The sequence below is a fragment of the Nocardiopsis salina YIM 90010 genome (genome assembly GCF_000341025.1).
GTDB classification, from domain to species: Bacteria; Actinomycetota; Actinomycetes; order Streptosporangiales; family Streptosporangiaceae; genus Nocardiopsis; species Nocardiopsis salina.
The window spans coordinates 1-23,408 of the sequence record NZ_ANBF01000234.1 but is presented as its reverse complement, the minus strand read 5'-3'; the positions used below and the strand labels follow the sequence as shown (position 1 = coordinate 23,408).

The 23,408-nt window shown below is 70.3% G+C and carries 21 protein-coding genes; 4 read left to right on the top strand and 17 right to left on the bottom strand.

Features of this window, described 5'->3' with window-relative positions; genetic code table 11:
- Positions 1-572 precede the first annotated feature (572 nt).
- Together D474_RS0125670 and D474_RS30675 are read right to left on the bottom strand one after the other, a co-directional pair.
- Positions 573-1,076: an ATP-binding protein gene (locus tag D474_RS0125670; protein ID WP_017616350.1), complete on the bottom strand. Its 504-nt coding sequence runs from the start codon at positions 1,074-1,076 to the stop codon at positions 573-575.
- The gene (locus D474_RS30675; protein WP_017616349.1) at positions 1,073-1,792 is read right to left on the bottom strand and encodes a hypothetical protein; all 720 of its coding nucleotides are present in this window, start codon (positions 1,790-1,792) and stop codon (positions 1,073-1,075) included. The genes D474_RS0125670 and D474_RS30675 overlap by 4 nt, the downstream gene beginning before the upstream one ends.
- A gap of 480 nt (positions 1,793-2,272) precedes the next feature.
- On the opposite strand from D474_RS30675, the gene D474_RS0125660 reads away from it, so the two are divergent.
- Positions 2,273-2,821 carry an NUDIX hydrolase gene (locus D474_RS0125660; protein WP_017616348.1) on the top strand — a complete coding sequence of 183 codons (549 nt, stop codon included), beginning with the start codon at positions 2,273-2,275 and terminating at the stop codon, positions 2,819-2,821.
- A gap of 52 nt (positions 2,822-2,873) precedes the next feature.
- Here D474_RS0125660 and D474_RS0125655 read toward each other — a convergent pair whose 3' ends face one another.
- From D474_RS0125655 to D474_RS0125625, 7 genes are all read right to left on the bottom strand, one after another.
- Positions 2,874-4,067 (bottom strand): FUSC family protein, encoded by a 1,194-nt coding sequence (locus tag D474_RS0125655; RefSeq protein ID WP_017616347.1) that lies wholly within the window; start codon positions 4,065-4,067, stop codon positions 2,874-2,876.
- A 71-nt stretch (positions 4,068-4,138) separates the two neighbouring features.
- Positions 4,139-5,125, bottom strand: a complete 987-nt coding sequence (locus D474_RS0125650) for a CPBP family intramembrane glutamic endopeptidase (protein WP_026118802.1) — start codon at positions 5,123-5,125, stop codon at positions 4,139-4,141.
- Between the two features lie 110 nt (positions 5,126-5,235).
- Positions 5,236-5,595 carry a hypothetical protein gene (locus D474_RS0125645; RefSeq protein WP_017616345.1) on the bottom strand — a complete coding sequence of 120 codons (360 nt, stop codon included), beginning with the start codon at positions 5,593-5,595 and terminating at the stop codon, positions 5,236-5,238.
- An 86-nt stretch (positions 5,596-5,681) separates the two neighbouring features.
- Positions 5,682-7,253: a long-chain-fatty-acid--CoA ligase gene (locus D474_RS0125640; protein ID WP_017616344.1), complete on the bottom strand. Its 1,572-nt coding sequence runs from the start codon at positions 7,251-7,253 to the stop codon at positions 5,682-5,684.
- Positions 7,254-7,265: 12 nt separating this feature from the next.
- On the bottom strand, positions 7,266-8,171 hold the full coding sequence (locus D474_RS0125635) for an amidohydrolase family protein (protein ID WP_017616343.1): 906 nt from the start codon (positions 8,169-8,171) through the stop codon (positions 7,266-7,268).
- 59 nt (positions 8,172-8,230) lie between these two features.
- Positions 8,231-9,070, bottom strand: a complete 840-nt coding sequence (locus D474_RS0125630; protein ID WP_026118801.1) for a DMT family transporter — start codon at positions 9,068-9,070, stop codon at positions 8,231-8,233.
- Between the two features lie 90 nt (positions 9,071-9,160).
- A complete protein-coding gene (locus D474_RS0125625; protein ID WP_017616341.1) occupies positions 9,161-9,643 on the bottom strand; it encodes an Lrp/AsnC family transcriptional regulator in 483 nt (160 codons plus the stop codon).
- A gap of 187 nt (positions 9,644-9,830) precedes the next feature.
- On the opposite strand from D474_RS0125625, the gene D474_RS0125620 reads away from it, so the two are divergent.
- A complete protein-coding gene (locus D474_RS0125620) occupies positions 9,831-11,132 on the top strand; it encodes an MFS transporter (protein ID WP_083932009.1) in 1,302 nt (433 codons plus the stop codon).
- 251 nt (positions 11,133-11,383) lie between these two features.
- On the top strand, positions 11,384-12,679 hold the full coding sequence (locus tag D474_RS0125615) for an MFS transporter (protein ID WP_017616339.1): 1,296 nt from the start codon (positions 11,384-11,386) through the stop codon (positions 12,677-12,679).
- A 25-nt stretch (positions 12,680-12,704) separates the two neighbouring features.
- Here D474_RS0125615 and D474_RS0125610 read toward each other — a convergent pair whose 3' ends face one another.
- The 4 genes from D474_RS0125610 to D474_RS0125595 all read right to left on the bottom strand — a co-directional run bounded on the left by D474_RS0125610 (position 12,705) and on the right by D474_RS0125595 (position 16,543).
- On the bottom strand, positions 12,705-13,457 hold the full coding sequence (locus D474_RS0125610) for an anti-sigma factor (RefSeq protein ID WP_017616338.1): 753 nt from the start codon (positions 13,455-13,457) through the stop codon (positions 12,705-12,707).
- Positions 13,454-14,056 (bottom strand): sigma-70 family RNA polymerase sigma factor, encoded by a 603-nt coding sequence (locus D474_RS0125605; protein WP_017616337.1) that lies wholly within the window; start codon positions 14,054-14,056, stop codon positions 13,454-13,456. The genes D474_RS0125610 and D474_RS0125605 overlap by 4 nt, the downstream gene beginning before the upstream one ends.
- A 116-nt stretch (positions 14,057-14,172) precedes the next feature.
- Complete coding sequence (locus D474_RS30095; RefSeq protein WP_017616336.1) at positions 14,173-14,868, bottom strand: fasciclin domain-containing protein; 696 nt, start codon at positions 14,866-14,868, stop codon at positions 14,173-14,175.
- Between the two features lie 64 nt (positions 14,869-14,932).
- Complete coding sequence (locus tag D474_RS0125595) at positions 14,933-16,543, bottom strand: molybdopterin-dependent oxidoreductase (RefSeq protein WP_017616335.1); 1,611 nt, start codon at positions 16,541-16,543, stop codon at positions 14,933-14,935.
- A gap of 238 nt (positions 16,544-16,781) precedes the next feature.
- Between D474_RS0125595 and D474_RS0125590 the strand changes: the two genes are divergently transcribed.
- On the top strand, positions 16,782-18,368 hold the full coding sequence (locus D474_RS0125590; protein ID WP_017616334.1) for an OmpA family protein: 1,587 nt from the start codon (positions 16,782-16,784) through the stop codon (positions 18,366-18,368).
- A gap of 85 nt (positions 18,369-18,453) precedes the next feature.
- Here D474_RS0125590 and D474_RS0125585 read toward each other — a convergent pair whose 3' ends face one another.
- The 4 genes from D474_RS0125585 to D474_RS0125570 all read right to left on the bottom strand — a co-directional run bounded on the left by D474_RS0125585 (position 18,454) and on the right by D474_RS0125570 (position 23,244).
- Positions 18,454-19,137, bottom strand: a complete 684-nt coding sequence (locus tag D474_RS0125585; protein WP_017616333.1) for a hypothetical protein — start codon at positions 19,135-19,137, stop codon at positions 18,454-18,456.
- A gap of 157 nt (positions 19,138-19,294) precedes the next feature.
- The gene (gene lpdA, locus D474_RS0125580; protein WP_017616332.1) at positions 19,295-20,701 is read right to left on the bottom strand and encodes a dihydrolipoyl dehydrogenase; all 1,407 of its coding nucleotides are present in this window, start codon (positions 20,699-20,701) and stop codon (positions 19,295-19,297) included.
- A gap of 126 nt (positions 20,702-20,827) precedes the next feature.
- Positions 20,828-21,553: a DedA family protein gene (locus D474_RS30090; protein ID WP_017616331.1), complete on the bottom strand. Its 726-nt coding sequence runs from the start codon at positions 21,551-21,553 to the stop codon at positions 20,828-20,830.
- Between the two features lie 215 nt (positions 21,554-21,768).
- Positions 21,769-23,244, bottom strand: coding sequence for a hypothetical protein (locus D474_RS0125570; RefSeq protein ID WP_026118800.1), 1,476 nt, complete (start codon positions 23,242-23,244; stop codon positions 21,769-21,771).
- Positions 23,245-23,408: the final 164 nt, after the last annotated feature.

Below are 23,408 nucleotides of genomic sequence, written 5' to 3'. Positions count from 1 at the left end.
GGGGGTTTCATCAGGGATCGATCGGGGCGGCCGTCCCGGGAGTTTTCCGGGAGACGCGCTGATCGCCGACCTGGGCATGAGACATCACACACGGATGGGGGTCCGGTGGAGCGCACGGACCGGTTGCATGATCGTGAGGTTTCAGCGCTCTCTTGTCGGCAAGACCGCGGCTTGCACCGCCCCGCGAGCAGGCGGCGAGCCGCCCGGTTGACCGGATCCGGCCAACCCGGAGGAGAGACCGCCGCCCCAGGCTGGTAGGTGAGGACCACGCTGCCCACAACCGGGATCGCTGCAGGGGGCCGAAGCGGCGGCCGACGAGACGGTGCATGGCAGTGGCCGTGCGGGCGTGTGCAGTCGCCTCGTTGGGTGTGTGTCCCGTCTTCAGACGTAGGGCCACTCGAGGCAAGACGCCACTACCCACACCCGGTCCTGCCGGTCCGCCAACCGACTTGCGGAGGCGGCGTCCACGGTGAGGCGCCCACCGCCTGACCCCCGCCCTGTGAACCCGGCCCCGGACCACCGTCCGGGGCCGGGTTCCTGTGGCCGGTGACCCCAGGCCAACGCCGTAGGGATCAACCCGCGACGTGGAGTGTGGTGAAGACGTAGGAGGTCAGGTGCCGCGGGATCGGGGTTCCCTCGGAGGTCGCGAAGTCGGCCCATACGTGGGTTCCCAGGTCCGCCCACGGGGCGGTCGGAAGATATCCCCAGGCTGTGGACAACGTTTCGACCATCATCAGCCCCCGTTGGCCCTCCGCCCAGGCCCACCCGTCGTCGGAGCGTTCTTCCGGGATACAGGGGAGAGCTCCGGAGCCGCCCTCGTCGGTGAATCCGATGCGGATCCGGTCAGTGTCCCAGGACAGGAACCGGATCACCTCGCCCTCCGGCCGGGCCGAGTCGGTGTACTCGACGCAGTTGGCGAACAGTTCGCTCGCGCAGAGAACGATCGTCTCGACGAGGTCTCCGTCGACCCCGTTGAGGTCGTGGGTCAGGTGTGCGCGGACGTTGCGCAGGCAGGAGAGGCGGCCGGGATAGGTACGGGGTTCCCACACGGTGGGTGCGGTGCCGATGGTGTTCATGCGCCCGCCCCCTGGAGAACACGTCCGTGGACCCGGCTCCGGCCGCGCCGCTCCTGCTGTCGAGCGCGGATCCGGGACAGGTGGGGGAGGCCGTTCATGCGCGCGGGCACACGCGGGGCCGGGGTGCGCGGGGTCGGGACGTGGAAGGTGTCGGTCGGGTCGGTCGGGTGGGGCGAGGACGTTGGTTCGGGTTCCGGGTCCGGATCGGTGTCGGGGGCGCGGTAGCCGTCGAGCGTGTAGACCCTGGTGCCTTCCGGGGCCGGGCCGAAGGAGAAGTTGGAGTCCGGCCCGAACTCCAGGTGATCCAGGTCGGCGCCCCATGCGCGCAGACGGGCGGCCGCACGGTTCTGGGCCCGGGCCGCCTCGTCCTCAGCCACGGCCCTGTGCTCGTGGGCGGTGAAGTAGGGGCGCACGAGCGCGATCTCATCGGCGTCGACCTCGACGGACGGGGGCTTCAGTGCCGAGGACTCCAGGGCCGGGGGTTCTGGCAGAGGCGGCAGGTCACTCGGGTGGCTGGTTCGGTGCACGGTCGGGTGAGAGGGGAGGCGCTCCGGAGTCGCGGGGGTCATCGGGGCGTAGGGGCGCACGCGTGTGGAGCGGCGGCGCCGGAGCTGCTCGGCCGAGTGACGGCCCCTGGGTCGGCAGAACAGCCCTTCGAGGGGTGCCCGGAAGCAGTTCCAGGCAGCGGCGAACACGGCAGCGATACACTTGGGCATGCTGGCAATTCCTCTGGTTTGAAGGATCGTAGTTGCTGGCCACGGCCCCGGGCGGCAGTTAAGCCGTCGCGGGGTCACCGTGTTTTTCAGTTGTGGGGAACCACCCCGGCCGAAGCCGACACTCGGCGGAGAGGAGCCTGAAGCTCGAGAGCCAGGCTCAGCGAGGCGGGTGGATCCGGCCGGATCAAGGTGATGCCAGAAGCGTAGAGCAACCGAACACGGGGTTGGCAAGATTTCCCGGAGAAAAGTGGTGGGAATCTTGTTCTTCCAGCTCAGTGGCGGTGTGCTTGGCTGCCAGGTTCAGAATTCAACAATTCCGAAGTGTCGCCGTTGCCCGAATTGGTGAGCTTGGAGTGTCGTCGGCCCCTTCCAGCTCTGGCGTCGGTGGGTCATCCGGAGAGCGTGGAGGATTTCCTCGAGCTCTTGGCATTTTCTCGTCCGCCTTCCTGTGGGCATCACGTGAGCGGTAGGTTCGTCCGCATGGACGACAGCACAGGTGGGGATCAGGACCGGTGGACCATCCACGGCGAGCGCCCCGTGTACGACAGCCCGTGGGTACGGCTGGGCAAGGCTGACGTCACCACTCCCTCCGGGAACAGGTTCGAGCACCACACGGTGACCCTGCCGCCGGCCGCGGTCATTGCGATCCTGGACCGGGACGAGGAGCACGTGCTGATGAGTTATCGGCACCGGTTCGTGCCCGACGTGTGGGGGTGGGAACTGCCGGGAGGGCTGGTCGATCAGTACGAGGATCCTGAGCGCACCGCTGTCCGGGAAGCGTTGGAGGAGACCGGGTACGAAGTCGGTTCGGTGGAGGCCGTGGCGATGTTCGAGCCGATGATCGGGATCGTGCGCAGCAGGCACCACATCTTCGTGGGCCGAGACGCGGAGCTGCTCGCGGAGCCGACCGAGGTCGACGAAGGCCGCTACCAATGGGTGCCCGTCTCCGACGTGCGTGGCCTGGTCGCGGCCGGCCGGGTGCAGAGCTCGGGCACCCTCGTTGCGTTGTTGCACCTGCTCGGGAACTGAGGGTTCACCCACTTGCTGACCGAGAGTCCCGGAGCCGGCGTTGTGGACGGGCTCAGCGGGCGCGTTCGTCGACGTAGTGCTCGACGATGTCGCAGCAGTACTGCATCTCGTCCAGGAGCCGGCGGCCCTCGATCAGGAGGATGCCGTACGGCTGCGTGAGGTCGTCGAACGGGGGCGGATCCCCCTGTTCCGGGGGATCGGTGAGGGCGTCGAGGTGCTCCTGCGCCTTCGTCGCCGAACGGCGCAGACTCTCCGCCTGACCGCCGAACGAGTCCTCGTCCACCTGGGACAGGCTGTTGGTGACCTCGCCCAGGGCCAAGATCAGCTCGCCGTAGCGGGCGAAGAACTCCTCGTGGGCCGGCTGCTCGTCCTTGTCCGCCCACAGGTGCAGCGCGCGGGCGAGCGAGGACACGTGGGCGGCTACCCGGCCGAGCGCCTCCACCAGCAGTTCGTAGCCCTCGAAGGCCGCGTGCCCACGGTGTTTGCGCAGGAACCGGGCCGGGTTGATCACGAGCGACTCCCGGGCGGTCCGCACCGAGGCCCGAGCCTGTTCGACGCTCGACTGCATGGAGTTGGCCCGGCGCCGCAACGAGGAGGTCTGCCGCTCGTCGAGCTCACCGTCCTCCAACTCCCGGGACAGGTCACCGAGCAGGTCGCAGAGGGAGTGGGAGAGCGTTCCGATGGACCACTCGACACTGCGGTGCCGCATCGGTGGGAACACGATCAGGTTGACCGACGTGCCCACCACGCACCCCACGGCCACCAGCAGGACGATCTCACCAAGTTGCTCCAGCCGGCCGGTGAACCCCGTCGCCGTGAGGAAGGTGGAGAACGCGAAGAAGGCAGCGGTGGGGACCTGCGGGCCCTGCGCCCCGAGGAAACGCAGATGTCCGATGGCCAGGGTTATCAGGGCGACGGCGGCGAACGTGAGGACGTCGGGGCCCGCCGTGAAGGCGAGGAAGGCCTGGATCCCCACACCGAGGAGTACCGCCCCGATGTAGCGCATGGACTGCACCACCGACCGGTACACGGTGACCTGCATCATCAGCACGGCCGTGAAGGGCGCGAAGGCGGGCATCTCTGCCGAGATCAATTCCTGTGCGACGTACCAGGAGACCGAGGCGGCCAGGGCGCCCTTGAGCACGCCGAGGACAGTGTTGAATTCGTTGCTGCCGGATCGCTGTGCGCGCACCAGCCAGGCGCGTGCCGAGGTCAGGCGGTCGGACAGGGCTGCGAGCGGGTTCATGGAGAGGGTTCTTCCCTCATCTGCCCCGTGAAGACCCGGCACCGGTCCCGGACCGCCCGACCCGCACACCGTCACACAGGTGGTCGCGGACCCGGGGTCAGCACCGGCCCCGACCTACGGGTCCGCCACCACACCACGGCCGTGATCACCAGCATCAGGACGCACGGCAGCAGCATCACGGGCGACCCCGCGCCCACCGAGCGGTCCATGCCCTCGGCCAGGTCGCTGCGGGTGACGACCACGAGGAGGAACGCGATCGTGTTGTTGACCGCGTGCACCACGACCGCGATCTCGAGACCCCCGGTCCGCCACGTGATGAGCGCCAGGGTCGCGCCGAGCACGAAGTAGTACAGGTTGAGCCACGGGTCGGCGGCCAGGTGGACCACCATGAAGGCCAGGCTCGATACGACCACACCGAGCACGAGTGCAACGCGCGGTCCGCGCCCCCAGCTCGCCGCGATCCGGAACGCCAGCCCCCGGAAGCCGTACTCCTCACCCGCCGACTGGAAGGGGGTGAACACGACGACGGCCACGAACATCAGGAACAGGTCGGACGTGCTCCAATGCACAGTCTCGTACGGCATGAGCAGGGTGAACACACTCATGTAGACCGCCCACACGGGCAACAGGACCACCAGTGACCGGCCCATCAGGTCGAACCTGAAGAGCGACCCGACCGAGTGCAGGGACGCCCCCTCGACCTTGTAGAGCCAACGCTGGATCAGCATGCTCCAGGGGATGAGCAGCGCGAGCGAGAACAGCCCCGCAGCCAGTTGGACCGGGGTGATGACCGTCTCATCCGCGTCCGGGTCGGTGAGGCCGAACGCGGACTCGACGACGAACGCCAGCCCCCCGAAGGCCAGGGAGAAGACGAGCATGCCGCCGAGCAGGAGCACGAGGGCAGCGATGCCCCGCACCACCCGGCGCTTGTCGGTGGTCAGGACCTGGTGGTACCCGAGGCCCGGCGGGATCGGCCGCGGTCCGCGTGGCCGTGGCGGTGGAGGAGGCGGAGGCGGCGGGTACTCAGGGCCTCGTGGGGGAGGGTGCTCGCTGTTCATGCCCCGAATCTATGGGGCCGTGCCCCGCCCTGGGCAGTGCCGCGCATCACCGCTTCTCCCTGCACCGCGCACGGCCGCGCGATGACATCTGTCATACACCCGGTGCGTTCCTACGGCGGGCCGTCCTTCGAGCGGACCCCGCCCTGGTCGGGGACCAGGTGGCGGCGTTCGGAGCTGTAGTGCCCGGTGCCTGCCACGACGATGTCGACGGTCTCCACGACGTGGACGAGGAACATCTGGAGGGCTGCGACGTCGTGGTCGACGTCCGGGAAGAGCTCGCCCAGATCGCCGAACGTGCGCAGGTGACCGCGCAAGGTATCCGGCCTCACGTGGAGGACGAACGGCGGATCGTGCTCCTGGCCCTGGAAACGGTGCAACAGGATCCCGCCCTGCTCGGGCGAGTACTCGGCCGATCCGTTTTCCGTGTTGAGCCTGCGCACGAGCTCGTCGAAGAGCTGCTGGTCGTCCATGGTTGCCTCCCCTCGGTGCTCCTTACCCGTCACCGGCGCCCCCGGAATCCCCTGACTCCGGGGGCGCGTCGTCCGGGTCCCGGAGCCTACTGCCGAGTGACGGCGGAGGCGCCCCCGCGGAGCACGAACTTCTGGATCTTGCCCGTCGCGGTCTTGGGCAGCTGCTCCACGAACTCCACCTGCGTGGGCGCCTTGAAGTGCGCGAGGTTGTCCCGGGCGAAGGCGATGATCTCCTTCTCCGTCGCGGACTCCCCGTCGTGCAGCACCACGTTCGCGCGCGGTGTCTCACCCCACCGCTCGTGGGGCACCCCGACCACGGCGACCTCCAGGACCGCCGGGTGGCGCAGCAGCACCCCCTCGACCTCGACGGACGAGATGTTCTCCCCGCCCGAGATGATCACGTCCTTGATCCGGTCCTGGATCTCCGCGTACCCGTCCGGGTACACGACAGCGGCGTCACCGGTGCGGAACCATCCGTTGCCCATCGCCTTCTCGGTCGCCTCCGGGTCGTTGTAGTACCCGGCCATGACGACGTTGCCGCGCACCGTGATCTGCCCGACGGTCTCGCCGTCCCACGGCACCTCCGCGCCGTCGTCTCCGATCACGAGCAGTTCACCCGACGTGATGAGCTCGACCCCCTGGCGGGCCTTGAGGGTCCCGCGTTCCCCGGCGTCCAGCCCCCGGTGCTCGGGCCTGGGTTCGCACACGGTGATGAACGGGGCCGTCTCGGTCAGGCCGTACACGTGGGTGACGGTCCAGCCGAAGCCGTCCTCCAACCGTTCGATGGTGTCGGCGGCGGGGGACGCCCCGGCCGTCACCACGTGCACGCCCGGAGGCACCTCGCCGCGCTGCTCCTCGGAGGCGTTGGCGAGCATGATGAGCACGGTCGGCGCCGCGCACAGCCAGCTCACCTGTTCCTCGCGGATCAGCTCGAACGCCCGGGTCGGGTCCATCGCAGGCAGGCACACGTGCGTGGCGCCGACGGCGGTGACGGTCCAGGTGTAGGTCCACCCGTTGGCGTGGAACATCGGGAGCGTCCACAGGTACCGGTCGCCGACGTCCATGCGCAGGTGCAACAACGTGCCCACGGAGTTCATGTACGCGTTGCGGTGCGTGACCATCACACCCTTGGGGCGGGCGGTGGTCCCCGACGTGTAGTTGATGGTGAGCAGGTCGGTCTCGGCGATCTCCGGCGCGGTGTAGTCCGGGGAGGCCTCCGCGACGAGCGCCTCGTAGTCCTCCCACCCCGGCGCGGCGCCCTCCAGAGCCACGAACCGCTCGACGCCGGGCATCTGATCGCGCACGCTGTCGACGGCTTCGAGCTGGTCGGCGTGCGCGCACAACACCTTCGCGCCCGAGTGGTTGACGATGTAGACGAAATCGTCGGCGGTGAGTCGGAAGTTCACCGGGACCAGCACCGCCCCCAGCTGCGGGACGGCGTAGAACGACTCGAGCTGCGCGTGGGTGTTGGGGGCGATGTAGGCGACCCGGTCGCCCTTGGCCACTCCCATGCTTTGCAGTACGGAGGACCAGCGGTCGCAGCGGTCGAAGAACTCCTCGTAGGTCAGCCGTAGACCGCGGTCGACGACGGCCTCCCGCCGGGGGTGCAGTCGCCGGGTGCGGCGGGCGAACTCCAGGGGCGTCAGTGCCAGCTCCATGGTGCCTTCTCTCTACATCCGCGCTGGTGGCAGGTCGAACAAGCGGGCGCCGTTGTCGTGCAGCACCGCACGCAGCCAGTCCCGCCCCAGGCCGAGGCGGGTGAGGGCGCGCAGTTGGTGCAGGTAGGGGTAGGGGATGTTGGGGTAGTCGGTGCCCAGCAGGACACGGTCACCGAGCGCGCGCAGCCGGGGCAGCTCGCCCTCCGGGAAGGGCGCTGCGCGTTCGGTGAAGTCGGTGAAGACCATCGTGGTGTCGAGGTGTACCCGCTCGTGACGTTCGGCGAGGTCCAGGAACGCACCGTACTCGGGTGACCCGGCGTGTGCGACGACGGCGGTCAGCCGCGGGTGGCGGCGCAGTACGTCGGCGAAGGGGCCCGGCCCGGTGAAGGGGCCGGCGAGGGGGCCGGAACCGCAGTGCACGACGACCGGGACGCCGGACTCGGCGAGCACACCCCAGACCCGGTCCAGGTGCGGGTCACGGGGGTCGTAAGCGCCGACCTGGAGGTGGGCCTTGAAGACCCGTGCACCATCGGCCACGGCCTGCTCGGTGTAGTCGCCGGCGTCGGGTTCGGGGTAGAAGGTGGCGCCGCGCAGGCACTCGGGGGTACGGGCGGCGAAGTCGGCGGCCCATCCGTTGAGCCAGCGGGCCATGCCGGGGCGGTGGGGGTAGAACAGCGAGGTGAAGCGCCGGACCCCGAAGGAGCGCAGGCGTTCGACGCGGCTGTCCTCGTCGTCGCGGTAGGTGATGGGCCAGACACCGTCGCCCAGGGCGTCGAAGTAGGCCCACACCTTGCGCAGCACGTTCTCCGGCATGAAGTGGGTGTGCACGTCCACGAGTCCGGGGAGCCCGAGGTCCTCCCACACCCGGCGCACGGCGGCGCGCTCCTCGGTGTCCGCGATGACCGTTGAGTGTGTCACGGGCCACACCCTAAGGGCTGCTCCTTCGGTGCGCTACGAGCGGGTAGGCCCGTGCGGACTCACGTCGCCAGCAGTAGGACCCCGACCACGACGATCGTGGAGGCAGCCACCCGGACCGCCCCGAAACGCTCCTTGAAGAGGATCGCACCGAGGATCGCCGCGAAGACGATGCTGGTCTCCCGCAGGGCCGCGATACCGGCGACGGCCCCCGACAGCTGAGCCCACAGCACGAGCCCGTAGGCTGCGGCGCTGATCGCCCCGCCCAGGAGCCCCATGCGCCAGATGGGCCGCAGCTGCCCCCACAGGTTCCCGCGCCTCCGGGCCAGCGCCACGAGGAAGAAGACCGGCCCCTGGAGCAGCATCACCCAGGTGATGTAACCGACCGGGTCCTGGGTCAGGCGCACCCCGTAGGCGTCGATGACCGTGTACGAGGCGATCCCGAGCCCTGTGGCGAAGGCGGCCAGCAACGCCGGCAGGTGCTCCTTCCTCGGCACGCCCCCGGCCAGGACCAGAGTCATGAGGCCGACCGAGACCACCACGACGCCGGCGAGCTCGTCCGGGGGCAGGCGCTCGCCGAGGAGGACGGCCCCGATGAGCGCGACGACCCAGGGCGCGGTACCGCGGGCCAGGGGGTAGACCTGCCCGAACTCCCCGGTCCGGTAGGAGAGCATGAGCAGGCCCAGGTACACCAGGTGGGCGGCGACCGAGGCGGCCAGCACCGGCCAGGCCTCACGGGGCGGCAGGCCGACGAACAGCAGCAGGGGAGCGGTTCCGGCCATGCCGCCCAGGCCGATGAGGGCGAAACCGAGCAGCCGGTCGCTGATGGAGTGGGCGACGGCGTTCCAGGCGGCGTGGAGGAGGGCGGCCACCAGCACGGCGGCCACGACAGGTGCGCTCATGGAGGCCAATCGGGTGAACGGGAACGGGCGGGGTGACCCGGCCAGCCTAGAGACCTGCCGCCGGGCCGCCCCGACCCGCCCCCGGCGTCCTCAGTCCTTCCGGGGCCGGGTGTTCGCCGGGGTCACACGGTCGTTGCGCAGGTGCTCGTAGACGATCGAGGCCCGCACGTCGGCGACCTCGGGGCGTTCGGTGAGCCGGTCGACCATGAACGCGTACAGGCTGTTGTTGTCCGGAAGGGCCACGTGCACGATGAAGTCCTCCTGGCCCGAGGTGACGAAGACCGCGAGGGTCTCGGGGAGTGAGGACACCCAGTCACGGAAGTCCTCGATTCGGGCCCGCGAGGGGCGGTCGAGGCGCACGGTGATGAGCGCCTGCACCGGGCGTCCGATGCTGTCGAGGTCCACGTCCAGGACCGAGCCGCGGATCACACCCTTCTCCCGCAGTGCGCGGGTGCGGTCGAGGGTCGTGGTGGGTGAGGCGCCGACCGCGGCCGCCACGTCCCGGTTGGTCTTCCGTGCGTCCGACTGGAGTTCGGCCAGGATCGCCGTATCAAGTTCGTCGAGATCAGGCATGGGCCCATTCTATCCGTATTAAATACGGTTGTTTGTGTATACACCCGGAGCTCATTTAGTATTCAGGTGAAAAGGTCGTATTTGGCTCGCCAGGAAGAGATCCTTCCGGGGCAGGCAACGGCGCCGCCGGTCGACCACGACGTGATGCAACGGAGCATCGAGAAACCCAGGGATGTCCGTCGTCGCCATGAGACCTTCCTCCGCTGCGGCCACCGACCGACCGTCGGTACGGGCCGCCACCGCGAACACCCCGCCGGCCACCGCCGCACCGGGGACCCTGCGGGGACGCGTGCTCGTCCTCGCCGCCATCGCCTGCGCGGCACTGAACCTGCGCCTGGTGGTGACGTCGCTGTCGCCGCTGCTGACCACCGTCGGCCGCGAACTCGGCTTCGGCGCCGCCGTCATCGGTGTGTTCGGGACCCTGCCGCCGGTGGCCTTCGCCGTGTTCGGCCTGGTCACCCCGGCCATCATGCGCCGCCTCGGCCCCGAGGCCACGGCCGTGCTCAGCATGTCCGTGACCGCCGTCGGCCAGGCGCTGCGCGCCTTCGCGCCCGACACCGGGACGCTCCTGGTGCTCACCGGGGTCGCGCTGGCCGGCGCCGCACTCGGCAACGTGGTCCTTCCGCCGCTCATCAAGCAGTACTTCCCCGACCGCCTGGCCGCGCTGAGCACCGTCCAGCTCGTGGCCATCCACATCGGTGCGCTCTTCCCGCCGCTGGTTGCCGTGCCCCTGGCCGAGGCCGCCGGGTGGCGGTTCGCGCTCGGCGCCTGGGCCGTCGTCGCGATGGTCGCCGCCGTGCTGTGGGCCGCCCAGTGGCGCGGCCCCACCGCGGTCGGTACCCGGACCGGCGCAGGGGCCGTGCCCCCGGCACCCGCCCTGGCCCGGCCGGTGTGGCGCGTGGGCATGGCCTGGCGCACCGCACTGCTCTTCGGGATGGTCAGCTGGAACGTCTTCACGCTCTTCACCTGGCTGCCCCGCCTGCTCACCGACGCGGGCCGCACCGAGGCGCACGCCGGTGCGATGGTCTCCCTCATGGTCGGAACGGCCCTGCTCTTCGGCCTCGTGGCACCCACCCTCGTGGTGCGCTCGGCCAACACCTTCCCGATCGTGGCCGTGGGCCTGTTCGGGTTTGCCGCCGGTTACGCGGGCATCGCCCTGGGGCCGGCGGAGCTCACCCCGCTGTGGGCGGTCCTGCTCGGCACCGGGTGCGGGCTCTTCGTCGTCACCATGACCATGATCAACACCCGCAGCACCACACCCGGCGGGGCAGCGGCGCTCTCCGGGTTCGTCCAGGGCGCCGGCAGCGCCATGGCCCTGGGCGGGCCGCTCCTGTTCGGCCTGCTCGGAGAGCTCGCCGGGACGTGGGCTCCGTCCTACGTGCTCGTGGCCGGCGGATCGCTCGCAGTTGCCGTGGTCGTGGCCTGGGTCGAACGCACCCCGTGGACCGTGGAGGCCGCGGCCGAGGGGCTCGCACGCCCCCGTCCCTGAACGGCGGTCCCGGGAAGGACAGCGCGGACGTGATGCGGCAAAGGTTCGCGTAGAAGGCCAACACGCGCATAATGGGGCGCACAGGTCTCGCCCCTCAGCCATGGCTTCCAGGACCCCTTCCTCCTGGATCCCCTCCCGGGCCCGTTCCCGCTCAGTGCCCGGTGACCCCTCCACGTGAGTCGGCGGCGGCCGAGGTGCCGAGGCCTCTCACGGCCGTGTCTCGGCACCCAGGGCAGCGGGGGGATACAACAATGACCACGGACGGACGGCGACCCCATTTCCACTGGACGGCTCCGCGCCGCCACCCCGCCGCCCCCGGCACCGAGCCGCCGCTGCTCCGCAACCGCGATTTCCAGGCGCTGTGGCTGAGCCGGTTCTTCGCCGGGCTGGGCAAGGAGAGCGGCGAGGTCGCCTACCCGCTCCTGGTGCTGCTCCTGGTGGGTTCGGCCACCCACGCCGGGGCGATCGGCGCCGCCCAGGTCACCGCGGCGATGGTCGCCTCCGTGGTCGGGGGCTCGATCGCCGACCGGTGCGACCGCCGGTTCGTCCTGCTCGTCTGCGACTTCGGCCGTCTGGTGCTGCTGGCCGCGTTCGCGCTCCTGGTCGTCTCCGGCGCCGCGACGGTGCCCGTGGTGTCGGCCGTCGCGGTGTCATCGTCCCTGCTCATGGGCGTGGCCAACCCGGTCGCGATGGCCGCGGTCAAACAGCTCGTCCCACCTTCCCAGGTGGCCGAGGCCGCCGCACAGAACCAGATCCGCTTCTTCTCCACCACCGCACTCGGGCCGCCGGTCGCCGGCGGCCTCTTCGGTCTCGGGCGGGCCTTGCCTTTTGTCGCCGAGGCGTTCAGTTACCTCGTCTCGGCGGTGCTCGTGCTCCAGATCCGCAGACCCATGCAGGCCCGCGCGCCCGAGGACCCGAGCCCCTGGGAGGTGTCCTGGGTCGTGGGCGGGTTCGGGGTGATCGCCCGCAACCGGCTCCTGCGTCCCCTCATGGCGTGGATCGTCGGCTTCAACCTGGCCTTCACCAGCACCGGGGCGGTCCTGGCGATCATCGCGACCGCGGAGAGCAAGGGCGCGGGCGACTTCACCATCGGGCTCACGGTGTCCCTGGCCGGTTCCGGGGGGCTCGTGGGTGCCCTCGCCGCCGGAGCCGTGGTGCGGTTCCTGCGGCCCTCCACGGTCTTCCGCCTGGCCGCCTGGGGAGCCCCCGTGTGCGCGGTCGCGCTGGCCCTGACCCCCGGGGTGCTCAGTCTCGGGCTGTTGGTGGGCGCGGTCTTCGCGTTCGTGCCCGCGGTCAACGCCGTCTTCTTCGGGTACATCGCCACCTCCGTCCCCGACGGCATGCAGGGGCGGGTCCTGGGAGCGGTGTCGTTCCTGTGCCTGGTGTCCCAGCCGGTGGGCATCCTCGCGGTCGGCATCGTCTTCGACATGGCCGGGCCCACGCTGGTGTTCCTGTCGATGGCTGCGGTGTCGGGCCTGGCCGCGCTGATCAGCCTCACACCGACGATGCGGAACCTGCCCCGATCCGAGGACGTCACCCCCGCCTGAGCCACGGGGGTGACGTCCTGGACGGTCAGTCCTGGCCGGGCTCCTCGTCGAAGGGCATCGCCATCATCGGGTCGTCCGTGGGTTGTTCGGAGCCGCCCTCGGGCTCCACGGTCACCGCGACCCCCTCGGTGCCGGGGTCCTCGACCGAGGCGAGCATCGGGGACACCTCACCGCCGTCGCCGACGTCCAGCACACCGGCCGAGTACACGGACCCGTCGTCGCGGGTGAGCCAGAGCTGGTAGTCCTCGTCCTGCAGTTCCTGCAGGCCGTGGGCGCTGAAGACGACATCACCGGTGCTCGGTGAGCTCACCACCGTGGCGGACACGTCCTCGTCCACCTCGGCGGAGGTGGTCACCGCGTCCGGGGCGGAGAGCACCGCGGCGATCTGGCGCTCGTTCTCCCGCAGCTCCTGAACCTGGCGGACCTGGTCGAAGACGAGCCCGCCCAGCACCAGGATCACCACCAGGCAGGCGGCCAGGGCCAGACTCGTGCCCCAACCCCAACGGCGCGGCGGTTCGGCGATCCGGGCAGGAGGCGGGGCGAGCTGGCGGGTCCGGGAGATCTCCGACATCACCTTGGAACGCAGTTCCTCCGGGGGCGGGCTCGCGGCCGCCGACGCCAGGCGCGCCGTGGTCTCGGCGAAACCGCGCACCTCCTGGACGCATGCGTCGCACTCGGCGAGGTGGTCCTCGAAACGGACGCTCTCCTCGGGGGGAAGGGCGTCCAGGGCATAGGCACCCGAGAGTGTGTGCTGGTCCTGGCTCAGTGTTCTCCTCACCAGTCCACCCCCAGGCAGTCTCGAAGTCGGATCAAGCCGTCCCGCATCCTCGTCTTGACGGTACCGAGCGGAGTGGACAGCAGGCGGGCCACCTCGCGGTAGGTGTAGCCGCCGTAGAAGGCCAGGTGGACGGACTGGCCCTGCAGCTCGGTCAGGGTCTCCAGGCACCGCCGCACACGTTCGCGCTCCATACGGTCGGTCACCTCCTCGGAGACCTCGTCGTAGGGGCGCGTGCCCTCGGCGGTGGCGGCGCGCTGTTCACGCTCGACCCCCGCCTGCTCGGAGCGGACCCGGTCCACGGCCCGCCGGTGGGCGAGGGTCATGACCCAGGCCTGAGGGCTGCCGCGGCGCTCGTCGTACCGGCAGGCGGAGCGCCACACCTCGACGAGTACTTCCTGGGCCACCTCCTCGGACTGGGCCGGGTCGCGCAGGACCCGCCGCACCAGCCCGTAGACGGTGGGGCTCACCAGGTCGTACACCTTCCCGAAGGCCTCCTCGTCGCCGCGGGCGACCAGACGCAGCAGTTCGGTGAGCTGCTGGGCGGGGGGCGCATGAGCCTTCGCCCCGACCCGGTGCGGGGTCACGGCTTCCTCGTCCATGCGTTCTCTTCCTGATCGGCGTGGTGGGGGCCCGGGGCCTGAGCCCCTGGGGGCCCGGGTGACCCGGCCTCACCGCACGGGCCACCCCGGGCGATCATGTCCGCAGGGTGCGGAACTTACTGGGTGTCCTCGGCGCCCTCGTCCTCGGCGCCTTCCTCGCCCTCACCCGGCATGAGGACGGAGTCGATGATGTAGACGTTGGCGTTCGCGGTCTGCACGTTGCCGCAGACGACCTGGGCCTCGCCGTCGACGGTGAAGTCCTCGCCGGAGCCCTCGGTGGTCACGTTCTCGCCCTGGAGCGAGGTGAACGTGCCCTCTTCCAGGTCGGCGGGCTCCTGTACGCCCTCGACCACGTGGTAGGTGAGGACCTCGGTGAGCTGCTCCTGGTCCTGCATGAGAGCGTCCAGGTCCTCGTCGGGCACCGCGTCGAACGCGTCGTCGGTCGGTGCGAAGACCGTGACGTCCTCGGCGGAGTTCAGCGTGTCGACCAGGTCGGCCTCCTCGACCGCCTCCGTCAGTGTGGACAGCAGCGGGTTGTTGGATGCGGCGGTCGCCACGGGCTCCTCGGCCATGCCGTCGAAGCTGCCTTCACCCTCCTCGGGCACCTCTTCACAGCCGGGGCCGAAGTTGGCGGCGGCCTCGTCGCCGCCGTTCTCCTCCTGGCCGTTCTCCATCCCGTTCTCTTCGGTCTCCTCGGTACCACCGGTGTTGGCGTCCTCGGCGTCGTCGCCCATGTCGCCGCCACAGGCGCTGAGGCCGAAGGCCAGGGCGGCACTGGCGGCGGTCACGGTCAGTGTGCTCTTGCGGATCATCGTTATCTCCTTCATCTGCGGTGAACAGCGTTCCCGAAGCTCTGTGCCTCGGGGTGGCCGCCGACTACTCGGCCGTGAATCGGATCCGGTGCCAACCGGTGGCTCCGTCGGGCAACGGGTCCACACGTTCGGCGGGTTGGGTGAAGCCGGTGCCGTCGGTCGCGCGGACCTCGGCGCTGTGCATGCCCGGCTCCAGCTCGGTCTCGGCGATCCACTGCACCCAGGTGTCCAGGCCTGGAACCCGGGCAAGTTCAGCTTCCTGCCAATCGCCGTCGTTCACACGGACCTCGACGGCATCGATGCCGCGTGTCTGTGCCCAGGCGACCCCGGCGAGCGTCACCTCGCCGGAATCCACCCGCCCCAAGGGGGACGGCACGTCGACGCGGGACATGGTCTTGATGGGGGCGCGCACGCCCCAGTCGCGCTGGGCCCAGTACGCCTCTTCGTCGGCGAACCGGGTCAGCTTCATGTCGGTGACCCACTTGGTGGCACTGACGTAGCCGTACAGGCCGGGCACGACCATGCGCGCGGGGAAACCGTGCCGGTGGGGGAGGGGGACGCCGTCCATGCCCACGGCCAGAAGGGCGTCGCGGCCGTCCATCACCGTCTCGGTGGGTGTGCCGCAGGTCCAGCCGTCCTGGGAGGTGCTGAGGATCTGGTCGGCCCCCGACTGCACCCCGGCCCGGCGCAGCAGCTCGGCCAGCGGGAACCCGAGCCAGCGGGTGTTGCCGACCAGGTCGCCCCCGATCTCGTTCGAGACGCACGTGAGTGTGATGTCGGCTTCCTGGAGGGGCATCGAAAGCAGCTCGTCCATGTCGATCTCGAAGGGACGGTCGACCATGCCGTGCACACGGAGTGTCCATTGGGTGGAGTCGAGCCTCGGAACGGTCAGGGCCGTGTCGATGCGGTAGAAGTCCTGGTTGGGGGTGGTGAAACTGGACAGCCCCGGAACCCGGAGGTCCACACCCCGGGGCAGGGCGGGCAACGGGTGCCGGGCGGCCGGGAGGGAGAGGGACTCACGCGATCCGGGCCCCTCCAGGACCGACGGGAGCCAACGGCCGAGGACCCCTGCGGAACCGGACGCGGCCAGCACACCGGCCGCGGTGAGGGCGAAACCACGCCTTCCCTGCCCTCGTGCCGGTCCCGGGGCGGGCACATTCGCCCCGGGCCCCGACGGTTTCCCCGGCTCTCTCCTCTCCCGGCCCCGCGACGCCCCGGGCAGGCTCCGAAGGAGCAACCCGAGGGCCGCGGCCCCCGCCGCCACGGCGACGACGACGGGCAGGACGGCCCAGGCGTCGTCGTCACGGCGGAGGAACAGTGCGAGCATCCCTGCGGCGCCGAACAGGAACAGCCCGGCGAACGCCGCCGGAGGCCGCCGCAGGGACACGACACCGAGAACCGCACCCGCAGCCACCAGTACGACCACGACACCCGCCATCAGCACGAGCTTGTCGGCGGTGCCGAACAGCTCGATGGCAAGCTCCATCGCGGCCGGGGGGCTGTTGTCCACCAGGGCGTCCCCGACGGCGACCACCGGGGGTGCCGTACGGGCCAGGGCGGCGGTCGGTTCGGCGGCCGCCAGGGCCGCCCCGACGGTGAGCAGCCCGACGGCGATCCCCGTGGCGGTGGTCCGCCCGGGTGCCTGGGGTGCGCTCTCGCGTGTCTCTGTGCTCACATGAGGTATTCGCGGCACCGGGCGGGGCGGATGGGTCCGATCCCGAACTTTTTTCAGCGGACCGCGGACGGCCCCCGGGTCGGCGGCCTCCTGCCTGGTCGGAGCGCCCGTCTTGTCGTGCTCATGGTGCGGTGCCGCGCTTGTGGCGGCGGGTGGGGCGCTGCCGTGTTCCGGTCCCGTGCGCGAGTGCAGGAGGATATGGCAGGTACGTCCTCAGACACGATCGGAGTTCCCCCACATGGCGCGGAAGACGCCCCTCGCAGTGGTCGCGCTGATGGTCTCGGGCAGCCTCCTGCTGACCGGTTGCACCGCGGTCTCGGACTGGTGGTCGGACACCTTCGAAGACGGCCCGCCGACGGTCAGGGAGGATTTCCCCTACGAACGCGAGGGCCGGATCTTCCAGGACACCGGACAGGACGTCGAGACGACCTTCTCCGTCACCTCCCTGGAGCGCACCGACGACTACACGGTCATGCGGTACGAGGTCACCTACGACGACGACTTCGCCGGCGCCAACCGCAACCTGAGCATGGCGCACACCCTGGTCGACCCCATGTCCGGTCGCGTGTACCGGCAGTTCCTCGACGACGAGGGCCTCAAGTACGGATCGGAGAGCCCCAACGGCGACGGCCTGTACCCGGTGCACGACGGCGTCACCAACGAGTTCATCCGCTACTTCCCCCGCCTGCCCGACAGCGTCGAGCAGGTCACCTTCGTCGGCAGCGGCCTCGGCGCGATGACCGGCATCCCCGTCCAGGACGTGGACGAGGAGACCCCCGCCCCCGACAACCCCAACGCCGACGACCACCTCACCCCCGACAGCCCCCCTGCGGGCGGCGAGAACATCACCTTCGCCAACCGTCCGCCGGACGACGATGCCCTGGCCGACGACGGCTGGGTGCAGAGCTTCGTCGACTCCGACGTCGCCTCCACCACCCGCGACGGCGACCGGGAGATCATCTCCCTGCACTCCGACGTGATGTTCGAGTTCGACCGTTCGGACCTGACAGGGGACGCCGAGGACGTCGTGCGCCGCGCCGCCACGACCCTCGCGCAGAACGTCGACCCCGACGAGCCGACCATCACCGTCATCGGCCACACCGACGGCATCGGCGACGACGCCTACAACGACAACCTGTCGGTGGAACGCGCCGAGAGCGTGCGCGACCTGCTCGCCGAGGAGCTCGGCACCGACCACGACCTCGAGGTCGAGGGCCGCGGCATGAACGAACCCGTCGCCCGCGAGGGCGGCGCGGACGACGACGAGGCCCGGGCCCGGAACCGGCGTGTGGAGTTCTCCTACGTCTTCAACCCCACCGTGGACACGTCGGAGGAAGAGGCCTACGACGACGACGGCCTCGGCGCCGCCCAGCGCAACGTCACCTGGCCGGCGCCCTACAGCGACGACCCCGGCCCCGTGGTCGACGAGGGCGAGGCCGATGGCGTGGAACTGGAGATCCACCCGCTGCGGCGCGACGGCGCCTACGTGATCGGCACGTACACGCTGACCAACACCACCGACGAGCCGACCGTGCCGGAACTGGGTGGTTCGGAGAACATCGCAGGCGGCCCCGAGCAGTTCAACAAGGGCACGCTGGGCGGGTTCCAGCTCGCCGAGCCCGACAGCGGGCTGACCCGGTACGTGGCGCAGATGGACTTCGGCGAGGGGCGTTACAGCAGCTTCGCGGAGGAGGTCCACATGCTCCAGCCCGGCAACACCTACGAGCTGGTCGCGGTCTTCCCCGCACCGGCTGTGGACGTCGAGGAGATGAACCTGCGCGCCGGCCCGTTCGGTGAGTTCGAGGAGATCCCGGTCGAACACTGAGCACTCGCCTACGGGGACCGCTCCCCCGTGGCCGGACGAGAGGGGCCGCCGACGCCGTCGGTGGCCCCTCGGTGTGCGGCGGGGGTCAGCCGCGGGCGTTCTCCGCGGCCTGCAGGACCACGCGCTCGAGCTCCTCGCGGTCGACGTCGGCGCCCGTGACGATCGCGGTCACGTAGAACTCGTCCGGCAGCTCCAGGTACAGGTGCGTGGAGGAACCGTCCACCGCCCCCACGTACTCCAGGTCGCCGCCCAGGTCGTCGGACTCGTCGGTGTGGTAGGTGTCCACGTCCACGTCGATGTCCACGTCCCAGTTCATCTCCTCCTCGTCACCCGGGACCTGGATGACGTCGGGGTTGGCGCTGGGGTCGGCGCCCTCGGTGAAGACGACGGTGAGCGTTCCGGACCCGGCCCCGCCACCGCTGAGGGTGCAAGCGACCTGTGCGGCGCCGTCGATGTCGTCGATCTCGCCGCTCTCCTCGGACAGATCGGTGCCCGGGGCCAGCGCACCGGCGGCACCGGTGACATCGGCGGCCTCGCACGACTGCGGGAGGCCGTACCCGGAGGCCTGCTCCTCGTCCTCGCCGTCCTCGTCCTCTCCGCCTTCCTCGTCGTCCTCGGGGGAGGGACTCTCGCTGGGGTCGGGGGACTCCTCGCTCGAGAAGAAGTCGGTGTCGAGGTCGAGGTCGCTCCCCTCGCAGCCGGAGAGGAGGACGACGGCGGCGACGGCCGCGCCCAGGGGCGCCAGGGGGGTGGACGGGATCAGTCGCATGGGTGGCTTTCGGGTCGGGAGGGCGCCGGGTGGGAGGAAGCTGCCCGGGCGGGGGAGCTGCCCGGCGGGGGACACACGCAACTTAGCAACTCCGGGGTGTACCGGGGGACCGCCCTGGGCCGCGTGATGCAGCCCCGGGGCGGTCTCCCCGGCCGTGTCAGAAGTTGATCATGTGCCCGGCCAGGCCGTGCACGGCCTCCTTGACCGCCTCGCTCAGCGTCGGGTGCGCGTGGATGTTGCGGGCGACCTCGTGCACCGTGAGGTCCCACTGCTGGGCCAGTGTCAGTTCCGGAAGCAGCTCCGTGACGTCCGGTCCGATCATGTGCGCGCCGATGATCTCCCCGTAGCGCGCGTCCGAGAGCACCTTGACGAACCCGCGGCTGTCGCCCAGCCCGTGCGCCTTGCCGTTGCCCATGAACGGGAACTTCGCGACCTGCACGTCGTACCCGGCCTCGCGCGCCTCGCTCTCGCTGTAACCGAAGGCGGCGATCTGCGGCTGGCAGTAGGTGGCGCGCGGGATGAACCGGTAGTCGATCTCCTGCGTCTCCGCACCCCCGATGGTCTCGGACGCGACGATGCCCATCGCCTCCGCGGTGTGCGCCAGCATGAGCTTCGCGGTCACGTCGCCGATCGCGTAGATGTGCGGCACGTTGGTCCGGCCCCGGCCGTCGATGGCGATGGCGCCGCGCTCGGTCAGCTCCACCCCGGCGCTCTCCAGGCCGAACCCCTCGACGTTCGGGGAGAACCCGATGGCCTGCAACAGCTTGTCGGCCTCCAGGGTCTGCGACTCGCCGTCGGTGGTGGTGACCTGTACCTTCACCCCGGATCCGGTGTCCTCGACCGACTCCACCCGGGTGGAGGTCATGACCTTGACACCGAGTTTCTTGAACGATCGGCCGAGCTCCTTGGAGACCTCCTCGTCCTCCAGCGGCACCAACCGGTCGAGGAACTCCACGACGGTGACGTCCACGCCGTAGTTGGCCATGACGTAGGCGAACTCGACGCCGATCGCGCCCGCACCCGCGATGACGATGCTCCCGGGGAGTTTCTCCTCGAGAATCTGCTGCTCGTAGGTGACGACCCGGTCCGACAGCTGGGTCCCGGGCAGGAGCTTGGTGGAGGAGCCCGACGCGATCACCGCGTTGTCGAACGTGACGGTCTCGGTGGACCCGTCCTCGCCGCGCACCTCGACGGTGTGGTCGTCGGTGAACGTCCCGCGGCCGTTCATCTGGGTGATCTTGTTCTTCTTCATGAGGAAGTGGATGCCCTTGACCCGGCCGTCCGCGACCTCACGGCTACGGCTGTGCGCCTTGCCGTAGTCGAACCGTACCGACCCGTCGACCTCGATGCCGAACGTGTCGGCCTCGTTGTGGAACAGGTGCGCGAGCTCGGCGTTGCGCAGCAGCGCCTTGGAGGGGATGCAGCCCACATTGAGGCAGACCCCGCCCCAGTACTTCTCCTCGACGACGGCCGTGTTCAGCCCCAGTTGGGCGGCCCGGATCGCTGCGACGTACCCACCCGGCCCAGCGCCGAGGACCACCAGATCGAAGTGTCGCTGTCCCATGACGGGATCTCCTTGAGTGTCTGCGTTACGCACCCGGCGCAGCCGGCCGGCCCCGGGGTGTCGGATTTCCGGTCCCAGGCTAGTCCGGCACCCCTGGCCCGCGAGTGACCATCAGCAACAGGGTGGTCACTTTCGGTTCAGGCGCTCGGTCTCGGCGTCGTAGGCCTCGGCCGCCGCTGCCAGGGCGGCCGCCCTGCGCTTCTTCGAGTCCCGGGAAGCCATGTAGCCAGGGACCATCGCCATCGCGAAGATCAGCGCGACCATGATCCATGTCGCGTACCGGTCGACCAGGAGCACGAGGTCCACCCCGGTCTGCCCCGACGAGAAACCGATCCAGGCCACCGCCGCCGTCACCATCAGCGCTCCCAGGGCGTCCAACAGCAGATACGTGCGCAACCGCATCCCGCTGACCCCGGCCATGATGTGCGGGATCCCGCCCGGCACCCCCGGCAGGTAACTGAACAGGATCACCAACCGCATGACCCACGGGTTCATGGACTCCATGCGGTCGACGAAGCGCCGGGCCCGCTCACCCTGCACCAGGAATCGCACGATGCCGTGCCCCCAGCGGCGGCCCACCCACCAGAACAGCCAGTCGATCTTGATCTTGCCGATGACCCCGGCCAGCACCACGACCCACAACGTCTCCTGGCCGATGCTCGCGAGCGCGCCACCCGCACCGATGGCCGCGTAACTGCCGGTGACCAGGGCCAGCGGCACCGGGTGGTCGGCGATGAAGAGAGGGCGCAGCGGTATCGTGAGCAGTAAGAACGCCGGGAGCCCCACGGCCAGCCAGAGCAGGATCTTGTCCTGCCGCTGTGCCTTGCCGCTCCAGGGCTTGAGGTTGCGCACATGGGCCTGGGCGCGTTCGTTCTCCTCTTCCTTCCACGTCTCCTCGGCCTCGCGCAGGGCCTCGTCACGGGAGGGGCGGGGGGGTGGTGCTCTCCGTCGTCATGCCCACCATCCTGGTGTCGAGTGCGGGGCGTGGGACAGACACCGCCGTCACGACCCGCGCATGTGTTGTGCGGGGCGGGGGCCATGACAGGTGTCATACCGCACCGGAAGATTCACTGCCCGGGAGGCGGCGGCCACTTCCACGACGGTGCCCACGACCAGCTGTCCGCCACGCCCTCGGGAAGGGGCGGGAGGAGCGGGGCGCCGGGTGTCTCCCGGGGCTCGGGTTCCGGTGTCGACCGGGTCGCCGGAGCCGGGACGGGCTCGGGTTCCGGTGCCGATCGGGACGTCGGAGCGGGGACGGGCTCGGGGAGCGGGGGGTCGTCGTCCAGCTCCTCCGACACCGTGTGCGGGCCGAAGGGACCCGGTCCGAACGCGTCCGGGTCGGCCGGCGGGTCCGTCAGCTCCGGCGGCAGGGCAGCGAACTGGCTCGAGCTCGGGCCGGGATCGGCCTCGGCGAAATGTGCGGCCACACCGAAGTGCAGCGGCGGGCGCGGATCCCCGTCCTCCTCGCGTTCGATACCGGCCGCCTGCGGGTGGCGCACCGACCCGGCGGGGTGCATACGCGACCACCAGGCCGTCGCCTCGTCCGCGGTCAGCTCGTCGACCACCTCGAGGGAACCGGGGATACGCGGATGGCGCCGACCCGCCCGCCACGAGTACGTCAACGACTGCGGCTCCAACACCAGGACCCGCTCCCCGTCGACCACCGGGATGTCGGCCGGGGCCGCGTCGTTGCCGACCCAGTCGCCGTTGCCGCCCACGAGGTCCCACTCACCGGTGACCACGTCGGCCAGCGGATCGGCTGCGCCGTCCAGGCACGCAGCCGTCCACCGCGGGTCCGGGCGGGTGCCGGGAAGGCGGCGGCCCTCCTTGCCGACGAGCGCGTCCGCGAGCAGGGTCTGCAGCTGGAAGTTGTCCCCCAGGCCGTCGACGCGTACACGGAACCCGCGCCACGACGCGCGGTCCAGGACGAGCAGGTACTCCACCTCGGCCATGCGCAGGAGTTCGCCCAGCTCGACGAACTCGTGCAGGCGGATGGAGAGCGCGTGCACGATCTGTGTGAGACCCTCGAGCGCGCCCCCGTCCGCGCGCACGGCCGCGCGCACCCCTGCGTCGCTGAGCATCGCCTTCGCGGCCAGGCCGTAACGCAGGGACGTCCACCACCCGATGGTGGCCAGGGGCGCGTTCTCGCCCAGGACCTCTTCGACGCGTTTCTCCTCCGTGCCGGACACCTCACCGGGCTCGGGCAGGCGTCCGCCGCCCGTCTTGTCCCAGGCGTGCATGAAGGCGACGGCGGCCTGCCCGTAACTGCCGAGCTGGCGCAGGACCTCCAGACCGACCTGGCCCGCGGGGGCGCCGTTCTCCACGAGGGCGCCGGCCAGCACGGACAGGTCCGCGGCGATGCCGGCGGCCTGTTCGCAGTCGCTGAGCACGGGGGCGAGGGCCTCCATCGCGTGGCCCAGCTCCTCGTGCGGCACCTGCGTGGAGAGGCGGAACACGTCGTGCACGGCCTCCGGGAAGTCCGGGGCCTGGGCGGCGGCGGTGTCGAGCACCCGTTGGAAGGCGGATCGGAACTCTTCAGTCACGTAGAAATCCTTCCACATTCGGCGCGTCCGTCCGAAGTCGCAGGTGCCATGACTGCCGGAGGATCCCCAGGTGGTATCGGGTTCCGGGCTTGTGGAGGGCGGAACCGGCGGGGCGGTACGGCGTCGGTGCGACGAGCGGCGGCAGGTCGTTCTTGTGGCGGGGT

Excerpts from the sequence above, each read along its gene's own strand:
- D474_RS0125670 (WP_017616350.1), bottom strand. The coding sequence starts at position 1,076 with ATGAACACCATCGGCACCGCACCCACCGTGTGGGAACCCCGTACCTAT.
- D474_RS30675 (WP_017616349.1), bottom strand. The coding sequence starts at position 1,792 with ATGCCCAAGTGTATCGCTGCCGTGTTCGCCGCTGCCTGGAACTGCTTC.
- D474_RS0125660 (WP_017616348.1), top strand. The coding sequence starts at position 2,273 with ATGGACGACAGCACAGGTGGGGATCAGGACCGGTGGACCATCCACGGC.
- D474_RS0125655 (WP_017616347.1), bottom strand. The coding sequence starts at position 4,067 with ATGAACCCGCTCGCAGCCCTGTCCGACCGCCTGACCTCGGCACGCGCC.
- D474_RS0125650 (WP_026118802.1), bottom strand. The coding sequence starts at position 5,125 with ATGAACAGCGAGCACCCTCCCCCACGAGGCCCTGAGTACCCGCCGCCT.
- D474_RS0125645 (WP_017616345.1), bottom strand. The coding sequence starts at position 5,595 with ATGGACGACCAGCAGCTCTTCGACGAGCTCGTGCGCAGGCTCAACACG.
- D474_RS0125640 (WP_017616344.1), bottom strand. The coding sequence starts at position 7,253 with ATGGAGCTGGCACTGACGCCCCTGGAGTTCGCCCGCCGCACCCGGCGA.
- D474_RS0125630 (WP_026118801.1), bottom strand. The coding sequence starts at position 9,070 with ATGAGCGCACCTGTCGTGGCCGCCGTGCTGGTGGCCGCCCTCCTCCAC.
- D474_RS0125625 (WP_017616341.1), bottom strand. The coding sequence starts at position 9,643 with ATGCCTGATCTCGACGAACTTGATACGGCGATCCTGGCCGAACTCCAG.
- D474_RS0125620 (WP_083932009.1), top strand. The coding sequence starts at position 9,831 with ATGAGACCTTCCTCCGCTGCGGCCACCGACCGACCGTCGGTACGGGCC.
- D474_RS0125615 (WP_017616339.1), top strand. The coding sequence starts at position 11,384 with ATGACCACGGACGGACGGCGACCCCATTTCCACTGGACGGCTCCGCGC.
- D474_RS0125605 (WP_017616337.1), bottom strand. The coding sequence starts at position 14,056 with ATGGACGAGGAAGCCGTGACCCCGCACCGGGTCGGGGCGAAGGCTCAT.
- D474_RS30095 (WP_017616336.1), bottom strand. The coding sequence starts at position 14,868 with ATGATCCGCAAGAGCACACTGACCGTGACCGCCGCCAGTGCCGCCCTG.
- D474_RS0125590 (WP_017616334.1), top strand. The coding sequence starts at position 16,782 with ATGGCGCGGAAGACGCCCCTCGCAGTGGTCGCGCTGATGGTCTCGGGC.
- D474_RS0125585 (WP_017616333.1), bottom strand. The coding sequence starts at position 19,137 with ATGCGACTGATCCCGTCCACCCCCCTGGCGCCCCTGGGCGCGGCCGTC.
- lpdA (WP_017616332.1), bottom strand. The coding sequence starts at position 20,701 with ATGGGACAGCGACACTTCGATCTGGTGGTCCTCGGCGCTGGGCCGGGT.